The 21,380-nt window shown below is 38.8% G+C and carries 13 protein-coding genes; 11 read left to right on the forward strand and 2 right to left on the reverse strand.

The window, feature by feature from the left end:
* The 5 genes from KKD45_00005 to KKD45_00025 all read left to right on the forward strand — a co-directional run.
* The coding region (locus KKD45_00005; GenBank protein MBU4308886.1) for a hypothetical protein at nucleotides 1-2,245 on the forward strand (2,245 nt) is incomplete at its 5' end.
* Nucleotides 2,246-2,250: 5 nt separating this feature from the next.
* Nucleotides 2,251-3,249: a hypothetical protein gene (locus KKD45_00010; GenBank protein ID MBU4308887.1), complete on the forward strand. Its 999-nt coding sequence runs from the start codon at nucleotides 2,251-2,253 to the stop codon at nucleotides 3,247-3,249.
* A gap of 83 nt (nucleotides 3,250-3,332) precedes the next feature.
* Nucleotides 3,333-5,189, forward strand: a complete 1,857-nt coding sequence (locus KKD45_00015) for a PAS domain S-box protein (protein MBU4308888.1) — start codon at nucleotides 3,333-3,335, stop codon at nucleotides 5,187-5,189.
* A gap of 18 nt (nucleotides 5,190-5,207) precedes the next feature.
* On the forward strand, nucleotides 5,208-6,020 hold the full coding sequence (locus KKD45_00020; GenBank protein MBU4308889.1) for a response regulator: 813 nt from the start codon (nucleotides 5,208-5,210) through the stop codon (nucleotides 6,018-6,020).
* A gap of 90 nt (nucleotides 6,021-6,110) precedes the next feature.
* On the forward strand, nucleotides 6,111-7,397 hold the full coding sequence (locus KKD45_00025) for a U32 family peptidase C-terminal domain-containing protein (GenBank protein MBU4308890.1): 1,287 nt from the start codon (nucleotides 6,111-6,113) through the stop codon (nucleotides 7,395-7,397).
* A 147-nt stretch (nucleotides 7,398-7,544) separates the two neighbouring features.
* Here the strand turns inward: KKD45_00025 and KKD45_00030 are convergent, their stop codons facing one another.
* Nucleotides 7,545-8,579, reverse strand: coding sequence for a phosphatidylserine/phosphatidylglycerophosphate/cardiolipin synthase family protein (locus KKD45_00030; GenBank protein ID MBU4308891.1), 1,035 nt, complete (start codon nucleotides 8,577-8,579; stop codon nucleotides 7,545-7,547).
* Nucleotides 8,580-8,688: 109 nt separating this feature from the next.
* On the opposite strand from KKD45_00030, the gene ruvA reads away from it, so the two are divergent.
* Genes ruvA through KKD45_00045 form a run of 3 tightly spaced genes read left to right on the forward strand, consistent with a single transcriptional unit; the run spans nucleotide 8,689 to nucleotide 11,181 of the window.
* Nucleotides 8,689-9,267, forward strand: coding sequence for a Holliday junction branch migration protein RuvA (gene ruvA / locus KKD45_00035; GenBank protein MBU4308892.1), 579 nt, complete (start codon nucleotides 8,689-8,691; stop codon nucleotides 9,265-9,267).
* Nucleotides 9,268-9,286: 19 nt separating this feature from the next.
* Entirely contained in the window at nucleotides 9,287-10,126 is an 840-nt protein-coding gene (locus KKD45_00040) for a haloacid dehalogenase-like hydrolase (GenBank protein MBU4308893.1), read from the forward strand.
* Nucleotides 10,123-11,181 carry a peptidoglycan bridge formation glycyltransferase FemA/FemB family protein gene (locus KKD45_00045; protein ID MBU4308894.1) on the forward strand — a complete coding sequence of 353 codons (1,059 nt, stop codon included), beginning with the start codon at nucleotides 10,123-10,125 and terminating at the stop codon, nucleotides 11,179-11,181. Before KKD45_00040 ends, KKD45_00045 begins: the two co-directional genes overlap by 4 nt.
* Before the next feature lie 123 nt (nucleotides 11,182-11,304).
* Here KKD45_00045 and KKD45_00050 read toward each other — a convergent pair whose 3' ends face one another.
* On the reverse strand, nucleotides 11,305-11,574 hold the full coding sequence (locus KKD45_00050) for a hypothetical protein (protein MBU4308895.1): 270 nt from the start codon (nucleotides 11,572-11,574) through the stop codon (nucleotides 11,305-11,307).
* Nucleotides 11,575-11,697: 123 nt separating this feature from the next.
* Between KKD45_00050 and murE the strand changes: the two genes are divergently transcribed.
* From murE to rpoC, 3 genes are all read left to right on the forward strand, one after another.
* Complete coding sequence (murE, locus tag KKD45_00055; protein MBU4308896.1) at nucleotides 11,698-13,095, forward strand: UDP-N-acetylmuramyl-tripeptide synthetase; 1,398 nt, start codon at nucleotides 11,698-11,700, stop codon at nucleotides 13,093-13,095.
* A 469-nt stretch (nucleotides 13,096-13,564) separates the two neighbouring features.
* Nucleotides 13,565-17,077: a DNA-directed RNA polymerase subunit beta gene (locus KKD45_00060; GenBank protein ID MBU4308897.1), complete on the forward strand. Its 3,513-nt coding sequence runs from the start codon at nucleotides 13,565-13,567 to the stop codon at nucleotides 17,075-17,077.
* A gap of 170 nt (nucleotides 17,078-17,247) precedes the next feature.
* Nucleotides 17,248-21,225 carry a DNA-directed RNA polymerase subunit beta' gene (gene rpoC, locus KKD45_00065; GenBank protein MBU4308898.1) on the forward strand — a complete coding sequence of 1,326 codons (3,978 nt, stop codon included), beginning with the start codon at nucleotides 17,248-17,250 and terminating at the stop codon, nucleotides 21,223-21,225.
* Nucleotides 21,226-21,380: the final 155 nt, after the last annotated feature.

A 21,380-nucleotide genomic window follows, 5' to 3' on the forward strand; every position in this document is an offset into this window, starting at 1 on the left:
AGGTTCCTGTCCCGCTAATTTTAATCCTAAAACTTGTTGGGACGAAAAGGAAAGAAAATTCGCCGACAGCGATCCAAATAATTCACAAGTAAATCTACCAGCCGGTAGCAGCGCCTTTGTTTATCAGACAGATAGCAAGGGTGCGGCTTATGACATCTGTGCTACCATGGAATCGAGCTATGTACAGGGAACAGGTAGTGGTTCTTGTGGCGGGGCAGCTGGTGATACAGGCAGCAATAATAGTTATCAAGTAACAGAATCCAAAGATAATCATGCTCCTAAATTCAATGGTTTTGCTTTGCCAATAATTAATTCTGGACTAAATTTTGTCGGCTATATCAAGGCTGTTGATTCTGACAATGATGATATTATCTGGACTTTTAATTTTCAACCTGACTTTGCGCCAGCAGATCAATGGGTGTCGTGGAGCGGTGGTTTAGCGCCAATCGTTAGTAACTCGCCTAATAAGAACGAGCGAAAAATTGCTGCTCCCAAAACCGGCAAAAGAGGGTCATATGTTTTTACGGCTAGCATCAGTGATGGCAAGGCGTCAACAACTCAAGTATTTACTATTACCGTCGTTAACGATGGACCAGTGGTCTTATCATCTGACAGAGAGTATATTGCCAGCACCACCAATCCTTTTAAAACCGCATTTGAGGTTTATGACTTGGTCTCTGATTATCCCTTGGGCTATACGTTGAGTTACGCGATATCTAACTGGGTTTTACCAGTGGTTACTTTTGGTCAAATTGATCTGAATAATCCCGAATCAAGATATAAATTTTCTTTTGCTGGAACTTTGGCCACTAGCACTAATAATGTGGCCGGCAACTATTTGTTTTCGATGATTTTTAGTGATCAGTATGAAGAACCCACCAATAAGGACTTCAACGTTAAAGTGATTAATAATTCCCCAGTAATTACCACGCCGTTAAACTGTCAACAAATTACCAGACAGGCTACTTCTTATCAAGTCTGTCAGATTAATGCCACTGATCAAGACGGTAATCTGGTTAACGATTACAAATTAACCCAGTCAACTCTCGGGGTTGGGATTGATGCTAGCGGGCTTATTCAAGGGAGTCCAGCTAATATTGGTATTTTCCCTATTACAATAATTGCTACTGACGAGTATGGTGCAATTAGTAAGCCAGTTAGCTATGATTTGCATGTCAATAATTATTGTGGTGACAGTGTTAGACAAAGTCAAAATACCGAAGGTAAGGGTGGAGCAATTGATAATGGGCAGGAGCAATGCGACGGCACGGATAATATCGCTCTTACGCCTGGTGATAGTAGTCAAAATAAGCAATATGATTGTACTGGCGGTTGTTCGGGTTTCTTGGATAATTGCACTGGCGCCTGTGTTTATATTGGTGGTTGGTGCGGGGATGGGTTTTTGCAGGATGGAGCAAGCGGCACTCTCAACAGGGAAGAGTGCGATGCTAGTATTACCGATGCTAAGCAAAAATGTGAAGGATTAAAAAAATATGGCGTAAAGGACTCTGACGATACTGACTTGGATTGTGTAACGATTAGTAACAATATAATTGGCACGGGTGGAATAAATAACTTGTATAGTTCAATGTGTGATCCCGCTGTGTGTCAATTTCCAGCCGTTGGAACAGTTTGCTATGCCAATAAAAATTATCTAGGTCGCGGTTGCTACGAGGGACAAACTGATCCTAATGATCCCAATACTGGAACAGGTTGCAAGAAGGGCGCATATGTTTGTGATAATGATCAGTTTGTATGTGGCATGGACGTTTTTGACCCGCCAAAGTATGATTATTGTTGTAAGAAATTAACCGAAGGAGCAACTATTAATCCTAGCGTGGACTTTGATGGAGTTTCTGTGATTACTCCATCGATTTATCCAGCGGTAACAAACCCCGCAGACCCAAATCAGATTGTGTATCCCAATGACGTTGTCGCTGGCTTGGTGACATTGTCGACCGCGCATATTAGCAGCTATACCTCAAATTACTATTACACCTGTGATGCGGTATGCAAGAATAGGGGAAAGGTTTGCGTGGGCGTGGGTTATCCAAATGTGCAAACTGGTAATTGTTCGTTTGTGTCACATGATATGGATCCTAGTAATTGTTACTCTTCATCAAATACCGCTGGAACAGACTGTAAAAAGAAGTTTGGTTATTACTCTACTGGAAATTATTGCTGGGTTAACAGTACTAATACTTTAAAATATTATTTAGGTTCAACCGGTTGTTATTGTCAATAAAAAATATGAATTTTTTTAAAAATAAAAAAAACTTAATATTGTCTATCTTTATTATTCTAGCAGTTGCGATGGTGGTTGCTTATTTGTTGCAGAGCGAGACTTACAAAAATATCATAGCCGAAAGAAAGATGACTTTTGAGGAAAAAATTAATGTAATCAAGCTTGATAATCAAATTAAATTAAAAGAGGCAAAACCAATCGATTTCGCAAAAGTTAATCCGCCGGCAGTTTATTTTACTTTGAAGAAAGACGATTGTGAAAAGATTCCAGCAAATGATCGCTCAGTTTGTCTTGAAGAGTTACTGTTTATTGATATATTAAACAATAAAAAAATTGATAAGTGCAAAGAATTGAATTATTTTAAAGACGAGTGTTTCTATAAGTTAGGAGAGGTAAATGATTATAAATATTGTTTAGAAATTTTGGATGAAAAAAGAAGAGATACTTGTTTGTCCGGTAACGCAAATTTTCATAATGACAAGAATATTTGCAAACAGATTGCCGAAGAGGAAGAGGCTGAAGAATGTATTGATAGATTTATAGCCCTAAATAATGGAGATCAATTTGCCGATAGGATTGGAGACATTGAAAATTGTAAGTCTATAAAAACACGAGAATATTTTAATCAGTGCATCTTGAGAAGCGGAGGGGATTGCCGAGTGTTTGCCGATAGCGTTTTGGTCAATAAGTGTTTGAGCTATAGGGGTTTTGCGCCTATAATAAATGGTGAAAATGTTAAAAATTGTCGCTTGCTTCCCGATGAACAGTATCTTAAGGTTTGTGAAGCATATTTTGGTAATAAAAAGGAATGGATGGATAGTGATGGTGATGGCCTTTTGGATAATCAAGAACTATGGTTTGCCCTAGATCCTTTTAAGTCGGATAATCCATGGAAGGAAAAAGGTTATATGAGTAATATAGCCTACACGCAGGATAAATATCCAAAATTATTTATTGATTCAGATGGCGATGGTGTTAGGGATATTGATGAAGAAAAGAAATAAAATAGTGCTTTTTTGATTAAAATATGCTATAATTTATACAGAATATAATAAAGGGAGGTTGATTATTAAATAATAATTGATTTGTGAGTGTTAAGCTGGATAGAAAAATTGAATTAAATGAATGGCTTGTTTCTGCTAAGTGGTATTATGGAACGGCTATTTTTTTGATTGGCTTAATTATATTTTTTATTGCAAATTACTCGATTTATCATCGTTCGGCTTTCTTGTTCTCTTTAATTTTTATTATTTTTATTTTGATAAATTTTTCTTCTTTTTTTGTTTTAAAGCAGATAAAAAAGAAAAATTCTAGTTTTGCATTAACGTTGTTTAGTGTTTTTCAAATCGCAGTCGAACTTCTCCTTATTTTTTCCATGACCTTGATCATTAAGGGCGGCCTGTTGATTGGTGTGTTTTTCTTTCTACCGATTATTTCCTCGGCTGTTATTTTGGGAACTAATAGTGTTTTGTTGACGGCGCTAATTTCGATCCTATTGATTGCTTATTTGAACTTCGTTCACTATGTTGGTGTTAATGGATTGGATTTGTCAAAATCGTTAAATGATTTCATAATATTTTTTGGTATTTTTATTATTATCTCTTTATTTATTTCTCGGATGATTAAGTTTATCGTGGATCAGGATGCAAGTCTTTTGATCAAGGCGGATGAGTTGGAAAAAGTATCAGAGTATCGAAAAAATGAATGGACGCAATTAAAGAAAACATCTCAGTTATTAATCGAGAAGGAAAAAGAAGTAACTAAAAAAAATAAAGAATTTGATAAGCAGATCAAAGACCTTGAACGCTCAGAGAAATCCATGCTTAACGCCTTTGGCGAGCTGAAGAAGGAAAGGGAAAGGGCAGAGAAGGAAAAAAATAAAACCGAGGCTATAATTTCCAATTTTATTGATCCGATAATTTTGATTAATAGTAGTGATGAGATAATTCTTATTAATCCATCAGCGCGTGAAATTTTTGGTTTTGATGAAAGCAGTTTGGGTAAAAAGGTTCCCGGCGATGGCGCTTTTTCTATGAATAATTTTAAAAGCTTAACTAAGTGTGATTATGCTATAAAGACGAGTAAGGAATTAAAATCTCAGGATCCAACCGAGGAGGAAGTTGTTGTTAAGCATGTTGGTAATGAGCTGACCTATAAGATTATTACAGTCGACGTGGTCGATAAAAATGGTAACAATTTAGGCGTAATGAAAATTTTTAATAATTTGACCAGGGAAAAAATTCTTGATAAATTAAAATCCGATTTTATTTCTATTGCTGCTCATCAACTCAGAACACCGCTATCAGCTATTAAATGGGCGATAAAAATGGTCCTAGATGGAGACACTGGCAAATTAAATGAGGAGCAATCGGAGATGCTTTTTAAGGGTTATCGAAGTAATGAGCGTATTATTGAATTAGTGAATGACATGCTTAATGTTTCACGTATTGAGGAAGGGCGATTTGGTTATTCTTTTGATGAAGGTGACTTATTAAAAGAGCTAGACCTTGTTCTCGATAGTCTGCAGCCACAAATTAAGGATAAGTGGATTAATTTAGTTGTAAATAAGCCCAAAAAATTGCCATTATTATTTATGGATAGCCAGAAAATGACGTTGGTTTTGCAAAATGTGATCGAGAATGCAGTTAAGTATGCACCAGATAGGGGCAAGATTGAAATAACATTGGAGATTCAGGGTAGTTTTTTGAAAATTAAAATTAAGGACAATGGAGTTGGTATTCCTGAAGAAGATAAGAAGAAGATGTTTTCGAAATTTTTTAGAGCCAGTAATGTAACGCGTATGCAAACAGAGGGATCAGGGTTGGGCTTGTTTATGGTGAAGAATATTATTAATAAACATGGTGGAGAAATAACCTTTAGCAGTGAAGAAGGTGTGGGAACCGAATTTGTATTAACCCTGCCATTAAAAAAAGAAGAAAAATAATTTATTATAAAAAATTTTATGGAAAAAGAAATCAAGAAGAAAATTTTAATCGTGGAGGATGAACAACAATTAGTTGAATTGCTTTCAGCAAAACTAATCAAGGAGGGTTATGACGTGGAGGCGAAATATGATGGTGAGGATGGCTTGATGAAAATTAGATCATGGAAGCCAGATTTGATTCTTTTGGATATTATGATGCCAAAGGTTGATGGCTACGGTGTTTTGATGGCGATGAATGAGGAAAATATCAAAATTCCAGTTATTGTTATTTCAAATTCAGGTCAGCCGGTTGAGATAGAGAAGACTAAAAAATTAGGAGCAGTTGACCATCTAATAAAAACTGATTTTAGTCCGACTGATGTTTTGAAAAAAGTAAATTCCTATTTAAGTGGTGGGGCGGCTGCAAGTTTTGATGAATCAGTTTTGAATCCAGTTGATGGCAAAATCGGCAGTAAGGGCTTGAAAGTTTTGTTAGTTGAAGATGATTCATTTTTGGGAGAAATATGTAGTAAGAAATTAGTCAAGGAAGAATATACGGTTTATCGAGCCGTTGACGGCATGCAAGCTTTGGAGGGCGCCAAGGCTATTAAGCCAGACATCATCCTTTTGGATATTATTTTGCCAGCCATTGATGGTTTTCAAATTTTGGGCGAAATTAGACGGTCAAAGGATAAAAAATTAGCTACAGTGCCGATTATCATGCTTTCTAATTTGGGGCAAGATGATGACGTTAAAAAAGCAACAGAGATGGGTGCAACCGGCTATATGGTAAAAGCACATTTTACTACTGATGAAATTGCGAATAAGGTAAAAACTGTTTTGGGTAAATAAGAGAATATTTTTTAGTTTATAAAAGAGGGGCATAATCAGTGCGCCTCTTTTTGTATTGATTTTTTAATAAAAATCTTGTAAAGTGATGACATGACTAAAAATAAGAGAAATGTAATTGAATTATTAGCACCAGCTGGGAATTTGGAAAAAATGAAAACAGCACTGACTTTTGGAGCGGATGCGGTTTACGCTGGGATACCAGATTTTTCGTTGCGTGTGCGTATTAATGATTTTGATTTAGAAAAAATCCAAGAGGCAACTGAATTGTGTCATCAATTGGGTAAGAAGATTTATATTACAACTAATATTTTTGCGCACAATAAGCATTTAGATAAATTGACTGAATATGTCAAAGTTTTGAAAAAAATTGGCGTCGATGCTTTGATTGCTGCTGACCCGGGCGTGATTCAAGTTATCAAAAGTGTCTGGTCTCAAGCCGAGATTCATTTGTCCACGCAGGCGAACTGCACTAATTGGCAGGCAGCCAAATTTTGGCATGATTTGGGTGTACAGCGCGTTGTTTTGGGACGAGAGGTTGCTTTGAGCGAGATCAAGGAAATCAAGAAGCGTGTGCCAAAATTAGAGTTGGAATATTTTATTCACGGCGCTATGTGTATGGCTTATTCTGGTCGTTGTTTTTTGTCAAAACATTTTGTCGACAAATCTGCTAATTTGGGAGATTGTGTACAGCCGTGTCGCTGGAAATATAATGTTAAGCATGAAAAATTAAATAGCGATAGCCATTTTATATCCGAAGAGAAAAGACCGAATTCACCATTGGAGATTATCGAAGAGGAGCATGGGACTTATATTTTGAATTCTAAGGATTTGATGTTGCTGGATTATTTAGAGGAGTTAATTGATGCCGGGGTGACTAGTTTTAAGATTGAAGGTCGGGCGAAGAGTGTTTATTACCAAGCGATGATTGCTGGTATTTATCGTCGAGCAATTGATTTGCTTTTGACTGACAAAAAAGAAGCGAAGAAAGAAATTAAGAAAATGAAGAAAGACCTGGAAGAAAAGATTGTCAGCCGTGGCTTTACGACTGGATTTTTGGTGGGCGATAAGGCGGATGAGGACATCGAGAATACACATCAAGCGATTGGATGGGAGTTTTGCGGGCAAGTAGTGAAAGCTTCAACAAAGAAGGGAAAAAGTTTTTTAACCCTGGTAAAAGTTCACAACGTAATTAAAACTGGCGATGAGATTGAGATTGTAATGCCGTATTATGAAGTAAAGAAGATGAAATTGAAAAAAATGTATGATGTCAAAACTGAAGAACTAATCGAAAAGGCGCACGGCGGGCAAGAAAAAATGGTTTTAATTGAGACCAGTTTTGAGATTCCGGAGTTCAGCGTGTTGCGGAGAAAAGTATAATAAAAACATCAGTGGCAATCTCCCTCGCCCCGCCGGGAGAGGGCTGGGGTGAGGGAGCATTATTTGATATTCCTATTCATTCCTCGTCGCTACTACCTCACCCTAACCCTCTCCTGGCAAGGAGAGGGAATCATGAATGACAAGTATTTAAAGAATCGGTCGAAAGACCTTCATTGCAATCAAAATCGCATAATCAACCAGCTTCATTTTATATTTTCCCGCCTCAAACTTAACCGAATTATTTTTCCACCCTTCAATAATTACTGACAACTCGTTCAGTAATTTTTTTTCTTGAAAAAAGATACCCGCTTCGGTGTTGAGTTCAAAAGAAAGCGGGTCAATATTTTGCGAGCCGATGAGGCCCTCTTTGCCGTCGATGATGAGCAACTTGGCGTGATTCATTTTATTATTGAGATAAAAATCAATGCCCAGAGCGTGTAGCTTGTTGATGTAATTGTAATTTAATCGATCAACAATGGGTAAATCTGACTTGGCCGGAATCAAAATCTCGATTTTAACACCGCGTCGAGAGGCATTGTCGAGTAGGGAAATCAACCAACGTGGTGGTGTAAAGTAGGGAGTAACGATTTGAATGCTTTTTTCGGCGTCGTTGATTTTTTCAATGTAATGTTTTTTGAGCGTATTAATGTTGCGAATCGGCCAATGGTCTATCAGAAGGTTTTTAACGCGACCGGAAAATTTATTTTCACGACGTTTTAAAATTTTAGGATTAGCGCCACCGGACATCGCGTAGGTGTAAGCAAAAGAGCGTAAAATTCTTTTTACAATTAAGCCATTGACCTTTAGTTGTAAATCATCCCAGTGAATAAAACTTTTCTTGATGTTAACACCACCAATGAAGGCAACTTTTTCATCCACAATCAAAATTTTGCGATGAATATGCCTGATCCAGTGAGAGAAAAAAATAAATTCAATCTTTGATTTTTCAATCTCACTCGAAACTTCCTTTTTTAAAGACTCGCTCCCAAAAGCATCGGCAATAATGACAACGCGCACACCTTCGTCCGCTTTTTGTTTGAGAGCACTAATAAAATCATGACTCTGAAAAGTGTCCTGAGAAAAAATATACATTTCAATGTATATCGATTTCTTGGCCTGTTCTATGGTTTCTAGCATCGCATCCCAAGCCTTTTCTGAGGTTGTGTAGAGGTTATATTTCATAGTCTAATCCTAGCATATTTATTCCAAAAAATCAATATTTTTGCCTATTTACGGAAACGTCGGACTAATGTAAAATAGAAATAGGAATTTTGAATTAAGAAATAATACTATGCTGGCTTATTTAAAAGGAAAAATCAAGAATAAAGGTAAGGGTTTCGTGATTTTGGACGTTCACGATGTCGGGTATAAGGTTTTTGTGAATTCACTGTATCAGATTGAACTAGATCTAGGCCAAGATGTGGAGCTATACTTGCACCATCATGTCAAAGAAGACGCCTCGGATCTCTACGGCTTCCGCAATCTTGACGAAATGGAAATGTTCGAATTGCTTTTATCGATCTCTGGCATCGGTCCCAAATCCGCCCTTGGTGTCACCTCAGTCGCTAGCACCGACGACATCAAAGAATCAATCCTTCGAGGCGACGCGAGCCTATTAACCAAAGTCTCCGGCATTGGCAAAAAAACCGCCGAGCGCGTCGTCCTGGAGCTACGTGACAAGGTTAGCGCCCTTACTGGCATCAAAGCAAATGACGCCGGCACCGGCACGATGCAATCATCCGGCGACGAAATCGACGCCCTCATGGCGCTCGGCTATTCCTTGCAACAAGCCCGCGACGCCTTGAAAAAAGTTGATCCGAGCATCACGAACAGCGGTGAGCGTATCCGCAAAGCCTTGCAGAATGTTTAGTTAATCTAAATTTAAAATAATGAGTAAAGATTTTTTAGTTGCCAATGAGGCAAGTTTTATAAAAAAAGTTGAAGCGATAAGAGCGGGCGGTTTTGAAAACTTGCACGTTTTAACTGATTTTGACAAAACTTTAACGCGTGCTGTTGTGGACGGTGTTGAGACACCGTCATTGATTTCGGTTTTGCGACGAGAAGGATATTTGACGCCTGATTATCCGGCACGAGCACAAGCATTGTTTGATAAGTATTATCCGATTGAAATTAATCATGATATTTCGCGTGAAGAAAAAGCGGTAGCGATGGATGAATGGTGGCATGCTCATTTTGATTTATTGATCGAGTGCGGATTAACCAAGGATGACGTTGAAAAAGCAACACGTTCACACAGTGTTCGATTGCGCGCGGGCGTAAAAGAATTCATGGAGAAAATGCACATGGAAAATGTGCCGATTGTTATTATTTCCGCCGCCGCATCAGGACGTGAATCTATTGAATTTTATTTGCGCGAGCAGAATTTATTATTAGACAATGTTCATATTGTGTCTAACGGTTTTAAATGGGATGAACAGGGCAAGGCGATTGATATTGAAAAGCCGGTAATACACACGGTTAATAAGAACGAAGCTGTTTTGCATGAATATTATTTTTACGATCAAATCAAGGAGCGAAAAAATGTTTTACTTTTTGGTGATGCGCTTGAAGATGTGTTCATGGTTGAAGGCTTGGAACATGACAATATTTTAAAAATCGGATTCTTAAATAAAAAAATTGAGGAAAATCGCGATAAATTTTTGGAAGCCTACGATGCGGTGGTAGTTGGTGATGGTGATTTTTCTGAGATTACAAAGATACATCTATGAAATTAATTGAATTAAATAAAGAAAAATTAAATAATTTCCTCGCCGAACAAAGATATAGTCAGTTTTTGCAGTCTCATGAATGGAGTGAATTTCAGGAGCGGGTGGGGCAGCGGGTTTTTCGATTTGGAGTTGAGAAGGACGGTAAGATTATGGCCGTTGTTTCTTTAATCAAAAAAAACATCGGCGCTGGCAAGGCGTATTTTTATTGTCCGCGCGGACCGGTGTTTTGGTTTTCTCGGATTCAATATTCGGTCACGGCTGGTTTCAAGTTGGAAGAGGGGCCAAAAGTTGAGATTTGGAATTTTCTTTTTACAGAGATAAAAAAAATCGCGCAAACAGAAAATTGTCTATTTTTGCGTTTTGATCCGACTGATGATTTTTATCTAAAAGGTACGAGTTTTAAAGTTAGACAAACAATCGATGTGCAACCTAGTAAGACTTTGATTTTGAACTTAGAAAACACCGAGGAAAATTTATTAAAAGAAATGCACCAGAAGACGCGCTATAATATTCGTCTAGCCGAGAAAAAAGGCGTGACGATACGCGAGGCGGGGATTGATGAGTTTGATAAATTCTGGGCACTAATGAGTGAAACAGTCGAGCGCGACGGTTTTCGTTTGCACGGCAAAGATTATTACAAAAAAATGCTATCGACACCGCAACCGAGTCGCAGCGTCGTTGGCGTGAGGGTGATGTCAGATGAATTAAAAATAAAACTATATTTCGCCGAATACGAAGGCCGCATCATCGCTGCCAATATTATCACCTTCTTCGGCGACATGGTGACCTACGTTCACGGCTCCTCTTCCGACCAAGACCGCAACGTCATGGCGCCGTATCTCTTGCAGTGGGAAATAATCAAACAAGCTAAAAATCTCGGCTATAAACATTACGACTTCTACGGCATCGACGAAATCAAATGGCCAGGGGTGACCCGCTTCAAAAAAGGCTTCGGTGGACAAGAGCAAACCTATCCCGGTACCTTCGATGTGATTTTTAATAACTTCTCGTATAAAGCCTACCAAGCCCTCCGTTGGTTGCGACGAAAATTTTAATTGTTGTAAAATTACGATGATCGACGCGAATATGCAACAATTGGTTTTAAATTACAAAAAATAAAGAGCCCCGTGAAATAATTTTCCACGGGGCGTTTTTTGTTAACAGAGATAACTCAGTCATTATTCTTGACGCTGTTGGCGTCGACGGTTTTTGAGCTCGCGTTTGTCTCTGTTGGCAAAACTGTAAGCATCACTCAGAATTTTCCCAATAATTACCATGCCCAGGATTATTGATCCCATGAATATGAATGGGATGCAAGGGGCTTTGCTGGTTTGTTCGATATTCTGAGCAAAATAATTTGTCAGCACATATAGGAGTATTCCCATTCCTGCAAACGTTACACATAATCCAATAATTGGCACGTTTATTGATTCCAGTTTTTTCAACATTGTTTGTGTCTCCTTTTTTGAGGATTTTTTTTAAATGTTCATAATTGATATAATAGCACATATTCAATATCTTGTCAAGCTATACAGATTTTTTTTAAAATGTTATGATGTGTATAAGACATTATGAAAACATTAAATCTAGTTAAAAAATTGATTCCCAAAAAAGTCTTTAAAGCATTGCAACCGCCATATCACTATTTTATGGCTTGGTTAGCGGCTTTTTTTTATGGTTTTCCGAGCGAAAAGCTGATTGTGATCGGGGTGACGGGGACGACGGGGAAGACTACGAGCACTTATTTGATTGCCAAAACTTTGGAAAATGCCGGCTTGAAAGTGGGTTTTACTTCGACGGCGATGTTTCATAATGGGAATCGGGAATGGTTGAATGATAAGAAAATGACGATGGTGGGGCGCTTCTTTACGCAGAAAATGTTGCGGGATATGGTGCGAAATGGTTGCCAGTATGCGATTGTGGAGACGACCTCCGAGGGCGTGGTTCAGTTTCGCCATCGTTTTATCAATTATGATTGGCTAGTCTTTACTGGGCTGTACCCGGAACATATCGAGTCGCACGGCTCTTTCCAGAATTACAAAGAGGCGAAGGGCAAGTTGTTTGCGCATTTGAAAAATTGCAAGCATAAGTTTATGAATGAGGCGAAAATAGTGGAGAAGGCAGATAGTGGGATGAAGAAAATTGGTCTTGAAAGAGTTAAAAAGGTGATTGTAGCTAATGGTGACGATGATAATGTCGATTATTTCTTGGATTTTTGGGCAGATCGTAAAATTGTTTTTACCGCTGATAGATGTTTGCAAAGTGATAATGAAACTATGCAGTGTTTGGAATATGGCGACATTAAAGTGAGTGGAGCTGGCACGAGTTTTAGTATTGATGGTCGGATTATAAATTTGCGAGTGTTGGGCACGTTTAATGCGCTGAATGCCATGTTTGCCTATTGTATCGGTCTAGTGCAGGGATTGCCAAAGGCGAAAATTAGAGAAGGGTTAGAAAAAATAGACGGTGTGGCTGGTCGCCTGGAAAGAATCGACGAAGGTCAAGATTTTGTCGTGATTGTGGATTATGCCTTTGAACCTAATGCAGTTAATAAATTATATGACACAGTGGAATTAATCAGCCACAATAAAATTATTCACGTCCTAGGCTCAACTGGAGGCGGCCGTGATGTATCCAGAAGACCAATATTAGGCGCTATCGCAGGCAAGAGAGCCGATATTGTCATAGTAACCAATGAAGACCCATATGACGACGATCCTCAGCTAATTATCGACCAAGTGGCGCTAGGAGCGGAAAATGAAGGCAAGAAACTAGACCAAAACCTATTCAAAATCATGGATCGCGGTGAAGCCATTAAAAAAGCGCTAGAAATGGCGGTAAAAGACGATATTGTGCTGATTACTGGCAAAGGCAGCGAGCAGGCAATTTGCGTGGCGAATGGGGAGCGGATTACTTGGGATGATCGGGCAACTGCGCGCGGATTACTGAATAATTTGAAGAAAAAGTAGTAACTATTTTTTAGAATATCAAAAGATATTAACATTTGCTAAAATTAAACAAAAATAAACCTCTTGACAAGAGCGATGCCCCTTGTTATTATTATAAGACATTCGTTGACAAATATCGGCGAATATGTTTTTAAATCATTTCCCCATAGCCTATTAATAAAACATTAATTTCAAGTTTAGGTGAACATTTATTCTCTTAAATTAAGTTAAAAAAGTCCCGCATAGGGCAGACTCAATTTCAAATTTGGTAATTGAGATTTTTTTGTATTTTAAAAGAAATACATCTTTTTTTTCCGCAAAGGTTAGTGCAAAAATTCGCGTTCACACACAGAAAAACAACCTCACCCCGTCCCCTTTATATTAGATTGGACGAGGATTACGCTAACCCTCTCCTGGCCAGGAGAGGGAGACTGGATACATTACGACAATAATTAGTTTACATAATAATAAATTTAAATATATAACGTATATGCCCGAGACAAAAACCACTAAGTATAGAGGACATCAGGATAGAAAGTATTTTACTGATATCGCTGAGTCAATGCCGATGCCAGACCTTATCGAAGTTCAAAAGAACTCGTATAACTGGTTTTTAAAAAATGGATTAGCTGATCTTTTTGATGAGATCTCACCAGTGACTGATTTCATCGGTCGTGACTTGGAGCTATATTTTGAGGATTATGTCCTTGATGAGCCTAAATTTGACGAAGTTGAGAGTCGGGCGAAGAATATTACTTATGAAGCGCCTTTGCGGGTAAAGGTGAAATTGGTAAATAAGCGAACTGAACAAGTTTCCGCGCAAGAGGTATTTTTGGGAGATTTCCCATTAATGACTGATAACGGAACTTTTATTGTTAATGGTATTGAGCGTGTAGTGGTGTCTCAGTTAATCAGAAGTGCGGGTGTTATTTTCACCGCTGAGTTTTTGAAGGGCAAAAAATATTACGGAGCGAAGATTATTCCAAATCGTGGTGCTTGGTTAGAATTGGAGACAGACGCGAACAAAGTTATCTGGGTCAGAATTGATAGAAAGAGAAAAGTAGCCGTTACTTCATTGTTGCGGGCTTTTGGCATTGAAACTGATGAGGCGATTAAAGCATTATTTAAAGATGTTGATATTCCAAGAGAGGGTGAAGACGAAGGTTATATTGATGCGACTATCTCTAAGGATTTAGCTAAGAATGAAGCGGAAGGTTTGAAGGAAGTATATAAGAGAATTCGACCGGGTGATTTGGCTACTACTGATAACGCACGTCAATTGATTCACTCGATGTTCTTCCGTTTTGACCGTTATGATTTTGACCGTGTTGGTAGATATAAATTGAATCGAAGATTTGGATTTGATATTCCAAACAACAAAGAAACTAGAATCTTAAGAAGAGAAGATTTGGTAGCGATTATTAAAGAAGTTATCAGATTGAATATTACTCAAGAGCCTGAAGATGATATTGATCATTTGGGTAATCGTCGTGTGCGAGCCATTGGTGAATTGATTCAAAACAAATTCCGTGTTGGTTTGGCTCGTATGGAGCGTATCGTGAAAGATAGAATGAGTACTGCTAATTTGGAAGAAATTAATCCTGGTAAGTTGATCAATGCTCGTCCAGTGATTTCTGTAGTGAAGGAGTTTTTTATGTCTTCCCAGCTGTCACAATTCATGGATCAAACAAATCCTTTGGCTGAATTGGAACACAAGCGTCGTTTGTCCGCGATGGGTCCTGGTGGTTTGACCAGAGAACGCGCTGGTTTCGACGTGCGTGATGTGCACGCTACTCACTACGGCCGTATTTGTCCGATTGCTACTCCGGAAGGTCCGAATATTGGTTTAGTAGGTCACCTTGCCGGTTATGCGAAGTTGAATGACTACGGATTCTTGGAGGCGCCTTATCGAAAAGTTTTGACTGATATTGAAAATGATCCAAAAATTACTGAAGGCAAGATTACTCGTGATGATATTTATGCAATGAAAGATGGCAAACAAGGCAAGCTTTTGATTCAAGCAGGCGAAACCATCAATTCAGCAGTAGCGAAGAAAATGGCGGACGAGATTGAAGCGGGGATTACTATTCCGATCAAACCGGTAGTAACTCACGAGATTGTTTATCTTGATGCTTTTGAAGAAGAAAAATATACAACGACAGCGTTTACAACTCCGATTGATAAGAACGGTCACTTTTTGGTGCATCGTTGTGAAGGCCGTGTGCATGGCAAGCCTTCGAGCGTAGACGTGCATCACATTGACTTTGTTGGTGTGGCAGCGAATCAAATTATTTCTGTAGCGACTTCATTGATTCCATTTATGGAACATGACGATGGACAGAGAGCCTTGATGGGTACAAACATGCAACGTCAAGCTGTGCCTTTGATTTTTCCTGATTCTCCGATTGTGGGTACTGGTGTTGAAGCCAATGCGGCGATTAACTCTGGTCACGTGGTGGTAGCAAAGGACGATGGTAAAGTAATCAGTGTGGATGCAGCGCATATTAAGGTTGAATATAAGAATGGTGAAAGAAAGAACTACGAATTGACTAAATTTTTAATCTCTAATGCATCTAGTTGTATCAATCAAAGACCGATTGTGAGCCAAGGCGAAGTGATTAAGAAAGGTCAAGTTTTGAGTGATGGTCCTTCTATCGATCGTGGTGAATTAGCTTTGGGCAGAAATGTCTTGGTGGCCTTTATGACTTGGGAAGGATTTAACTTTGAAGATGCTATTATTGTATCAGAAAGAATGGTAAGTAATGACGTGTTCTCTTCAATTCATATTGAAGAATACACAATCGACGTGCGTGATACAAAGCTTGGACCGGAAATGGTAACAAGCGATATTCCAAATATTAGTGAAGAAAAATTAAGAGATTTAGATGAAAAGGGTATTATCCGTATTGGTGCTGAAGTTAGCTCTGGTGATATTTTGGTTGGTAAGATTACTCCAAAAGGTGAAACAGAATTATCAGCGGAAGAAAAATTGTTAAGAGCTATCTTTGGTGAGAAGGCGAAAGACGTGCGTGATTCATCTCTTTATCTTGAACATGGTGAACATGGTAAGGTAGTTGATATCAAGAAGTTTACGCGTGAAGCGGGTGATAAGTTGTCCGCAGGTGTGCATCAGTCAATTCAAGTTACCGTTGCGAACTTAAGAAAGATTCAAGTTGGTGACAAGATGGCTGGTCGTCATGGTAACAAGGGTGTTATTTCCAAAGTGGTGGCTATCGAAGATATGCCTTACCTAGAAGATGGTACTCCAGTTGATATTATTTTGTCGCCATTGGGTATTATTTCTCGTATGAACCTTGGTCAGTTGTTAGAAACTCATTTAGGCTTTGCGGCGAAGAAATTGGGCTACAAAGTAGCGACTCCGGTTTTGAATGGTATCACTGAACAACAAATCAAGGATGAATTGATTCGAGCTGGATTGCCGGGTGATGGTAAAGTCCGCTTGTTTAATGGTAAGACTGGTGAGGCTTTTGATAATAAAGTAACCGTTGGTTACAAATACATGTTAAAACTTAACCATATGGTTGATGACAAAGTGCATCAACGATCAATCGGACCTTACTCCTTGATTACGCAACAGCCTTTGGGTGGTAAAGCGCAATTTGGTGGACAGAGATTCGGTGAAATGGAAGTTTGGGCTTTGGAAGCCTATGGTGCGGCGCATTGTTTGCAAGAAATTTTGACCATTAAGTCTGATGATGTTCCTGGTCGAAGTAAAGCATACGAAGCGATTATCAAGGGTGAGCAAATCAGAAAATTGAACGTACCGGAATCATTCAATGTATTAACAAGAGAATTAAAAGGTCTTGGCCTCGATGTGGAATTAATCGGCGGTGAAGATGTTATTCACGAAGTCGAAGAGAGTGATGAAGTAGTGGAAAAAATCGAAGGCATGGAAGTGGTAGTGCCAGCTGCGGAGATCCGCGAGGTTGGTGAAGAGCCGGAGATTGTCGATGAAATTATTGATGTTGTTGATGAAGAATAAACATTGTTGGCTCCATAGTGGCCGCGCCCTGTGGAGCCTTAGTGCAATCAATAAAAATATTTCATAATGAAAATTTAAGTAATTACACAACGACTCCACAGCCCATTCGGGACTATGGAGCCAACAATGTAAAAATACATTTTAATTCTAAAAAATTAAATATATAAAATATGTTGAATCCAATTAAAACTACAGACTTCAATGCTGTAAAACTCAAACTAGCTTCTCCTGAAGTTATTTTGTCTTGGTCTCATGGTGAAGTCACCAGACCAGAGACAATCAATTACCGCACTCAAAAGCCAGAAAAGAATGGTTTGTTTTGCGAAAAGATTTTTGGTCCTTCTAAGGATTGGGAATGTTATTGTGGTAAGTATAAAAAAATCAGATACAAAGGTATTGTTTGTGACAAGTGTGGCGTGGAGGTAACACGTAGTATTGTTCGTCGTGAAAGAATGGGTCATATCGAATTAGAAACTCCTTGTACTCACATTTGGTTTTTGCGTGGCTTGTCCTCAAAAATCGGTTTGCTTTTAGGTTTATCAATGCAAGCTTTGGAAAAAGTAGTTTATTTTGCCAACTTTATCATCACTGATGTGGATGAGGAATTAAAAATGGCGACTTTGGACCAAATCAAAACTGAATTTGCCTCAAAGAAAAAATCAATTGAAGGTGAGTTTAACAGACAGGTGAGCGAGATTAAGGCTGAAAAACAAAAGATGAGCAAGGAAGGAAAATCAGTTTTGGAAATTGATGAGGAAATGGATGGTAAGATTGTGTCTTTAAAAAAGGTGCATGATGAAAAGATGGAAAACTTGAATGATGCTCTTGATCAAGCGCAAAAAGAATTGAAAGAGTTAGTGCCGTTGTTGATTATTTCCGAAAGTGTTTATCAGAATTTGAGTTTGAAATATGGTCATATTTTTGAAGCTGGAATTGGTGCTGAATCAGTTCGTGGTTTGTTAGAAAAGATTGACTTGGAAAAAACGATTGCGAAATTGCAAGAAGATTTAGTAGATTGTTTGGATTCAAAACGTGATAAATTGGTAAAGAGATTGAAATTGGCAAAGAGCTTGTTGGGTAATAGCATCAAGCCAGAATGGATGATTATGACTCATATCCCGGTTATCCCACCAGACTTGCGACCAATGGTTGCCTTGGACGGTGGTCGTTATGCGACTTCTGATTTAAATGATTTGTATCGTCGTGTAATTAACCGAAATAATCGTTTGAAGCAATTGACTGATTTGAGCGCACCGGAAGTAATCTGTCGTAATGAAAAGCGTATGTTGCAAGAAGCGGTTGATGCTTTGATTGATAACTCCGCTCGTCATGGTAAGACTGTGATTGCGTCCACTGGACAAAAGAGAATGTTGAAGTCATTAGCTGATTCTTTGAAAGGTAAGCAAGGTCGTTTCCGACAAAACTTACTTGGTAAACGTATTGATTACTCTGGACGTTCTGTAATTGTAGTTAATCCGAAATTGCGTTTAGATCAATGTGGTCTGCCAAAAATTATGGCGATTGAATTGTTTAAGCCGTTTGTAATTAGTAAGTTAATTGAACAAGGCATCGTACACAATGTGCGTTCTGCTTCCAGATTCATGGAAACTGGTGCGGATGTGGTTTGGGATATCCTGGAAGATATCATCAAGGGTTCATTTGTAATGTTAAACCGCGCTCCTACCTTGCATAGACTAGGTATCCAAGCGTTTAGACCGATTTTGATTGAAGGTAAAGCGATTCAAATCCACCCTTCTGTTTGTTCTGCGTTTAACGCCGATTTCGATGGTGACCAAATGGCCGTTCATGTGCCTTTGACCAAAGAAGCAATCTGGGAAGCGGAAAATATCATGCTTTCAACCAAGAATATTTTGAAACCAGCGACAGGGGACCCTGTAGTTGCGCCTTCTCAAGATATTGTTTGGGGTTCATATTATTTGACGAACGAGGTGAAGGATGATCGTGAAGATAAGCAATTGAAGAAGTTTTCATCTGAAAATGAAGTTATCTTGGCTTACGATGCTAAGGCAATCAAATTGCAAGAACCGATGTTGGTGAAATTGCGTAACGGTGAAATTATTAGAACAACGGCTGGTCGCGTGATGTTTAACGACATTTTGCCTGATAAATTGCGTTTCATTAATAAGGTGGTTGATAAGGGTGTATTGAAAAATATCGTGAAAGATAGTTTTAGATATTACGGTGCTGATGAAACAGTGACTTTAATTGATGAATTAAAAGATAAGAGTTTTGACTTTATTACACGAAGTGGACTTTCTTGGAGTATGGGCGATTTGCCACAATTCGATGAGAAGGATGCCTTGATTGACGCGACTCAAGAAAAAGTCGAAGAGATTCAAGAACAATTCGAAGAAGGTTTATTAACTGATTCTGAAAGATATTCCAAGATTATTGAGTTATGGACATCAGCCAAGGATCGTGTAACTGATATTTGTAAAAAAGGTTTGCCAATTGAAAGTCCGGTTTATTCGATGATTGAATCTGGCGCTCGTGGTTCATGGGCACAGTTGACACAGATTTTGGGTATGAAAGGTTTGGTGACCTCTCCATCTGGTGATATTATCGAATTGCCGATTAAAGGAAACTTTAAAAAGGGTTTCGGTGTATTGGAATACTTTATCGCGACTCATGGCGTACGTAAAGGTTTGTCTGATACGGCCTTGAGAACAGCGAACGCTGGTTATTTGACTCGTCGTTTGGTAGATGTGTCTCAAGATATGATTGTCACTCAAGAAGATTGTGGTGATACTGAAGGTATGGTAATTAACAAAAAAGAGAGTGAAGAAATGGGCACAACTTTGGCGAACAGAGTTTTGGGTCGTAACTTGGCTAAGGATTTAGTTAATACTGCTGGTAAAGTTTTGGTAAAGGCAGACACCTTGATTGATGATGATATTTATGATGAGATCAAAAATGAAGATATTGAAGAAGCGACAATTCGTGCCGTACTTAGCTGTAAGTTATCTCGTGGTGTGTGTATGAAGTGTTATGGTTGGGATCTAGGTTACAACAAGACCGTGAAGATGGGTACCGCTGTTGGTGTTATCGCTGCTCAGTCTATTGGTGAACCGGGAACACAGTTGACGATGAGAACCTTTCATACTGGTGGTGTGGCTGGTGTTGATGATATTACTCAAGGTTTGCCTCGTGTAGAAGAAATTTTCGAAGCGCGTGCGCCAAAGAGAAAAGCCTTCTTGGCTGAAGAGTCCGGACGTGTACAGATTGAATCAGCGCAAAAAGTGGTTGATGGTAAATCAGTGCCAAGTAGTTCTCATATCAAAATTTTGAAGATTTACTACATGGGTCATGAAATCAATCGTTACGGTTTTGCTGAAGCAATCACCAAAGCGAAATTAGCTGCGAAGAGCGACAAGAAAGAAAAGGCTCCAGTGATTGGCAAGAAAGACGTGAAAGTTTTGGTAGAAAATGGTCAGAAAATAATCATGGGCCAAGAGCTTTTCAAGGTTGGTAAAGAAATTGTTACTTCTGAGGTGAATGGTAAAGCGATTTTGGGTGAAAACAGCGTGAAGGTTGAGGCTGAAGCTGAGAAATTCAAAGAATATATCTTGGCAAAAGGCACCGCGATCTTAGTACAAGATGGCGATGATGTTAAGAAAGGTGATACGTTGACAGATGGTAGTCTTGATTTGCAAGAATTGTTCCGCTACAAGGGTCAGCTGGATACACAAAAATATATTATTAGAGAAATTCAAAATGTATACTCTTCACAAGGTCAACCTTTGAACGATAAGCATATTGAAATTATTTCTCGTCAAATGTTCTCAAGATTCTTTATTCGTAACTCAGGCAACACTTCATTGATGTCTGGTGAAATCGTAGAGTCTTCTGTGGTGGATAGAGCGTTGCGACAAATGGAAGGTGGCGTAGATGATACTTTGCGAGCCGATAGATTGTTGATGGGTATTACTAAAGCGTCCTTGACGACTGATAGTTTCTTATCAGCGGCATCCTTTCAGGAAACCGCCAGAGTGCTTATTGATGCCTCTGTTACCGGCAAGGTTGATTACCTTGAAGGTTTGAAGGAAAACGTTATCATCGGTCGTTTGATTCCGTCTGGAACTGGTTACCGAGGATTGACTGAGTCAGCGAGCCGTAAGACTAAATAGTCCGATATTATAAAATAAAAAGCCTTAGTTTAAAAACTAAGGCTTTTTATTATGCTTAAGAGTGTTGATGTGTTCTCCCTCGCCCCGGCGGGAGAGGGTCGGGGTGAGGGGGCAGTTTGAAGAAGGAGCCTTGAAATAAAATTTTATATAATAAA

The sequence above is a fragment of the Patescibacteria group bacterium genome, assembly GCA_018897195.1.
Classification (GTDB): Bacteria; Patescibacteriota; Patescibacteriia; order Patescibacteriales; family UBA12075; genus JAHILH01.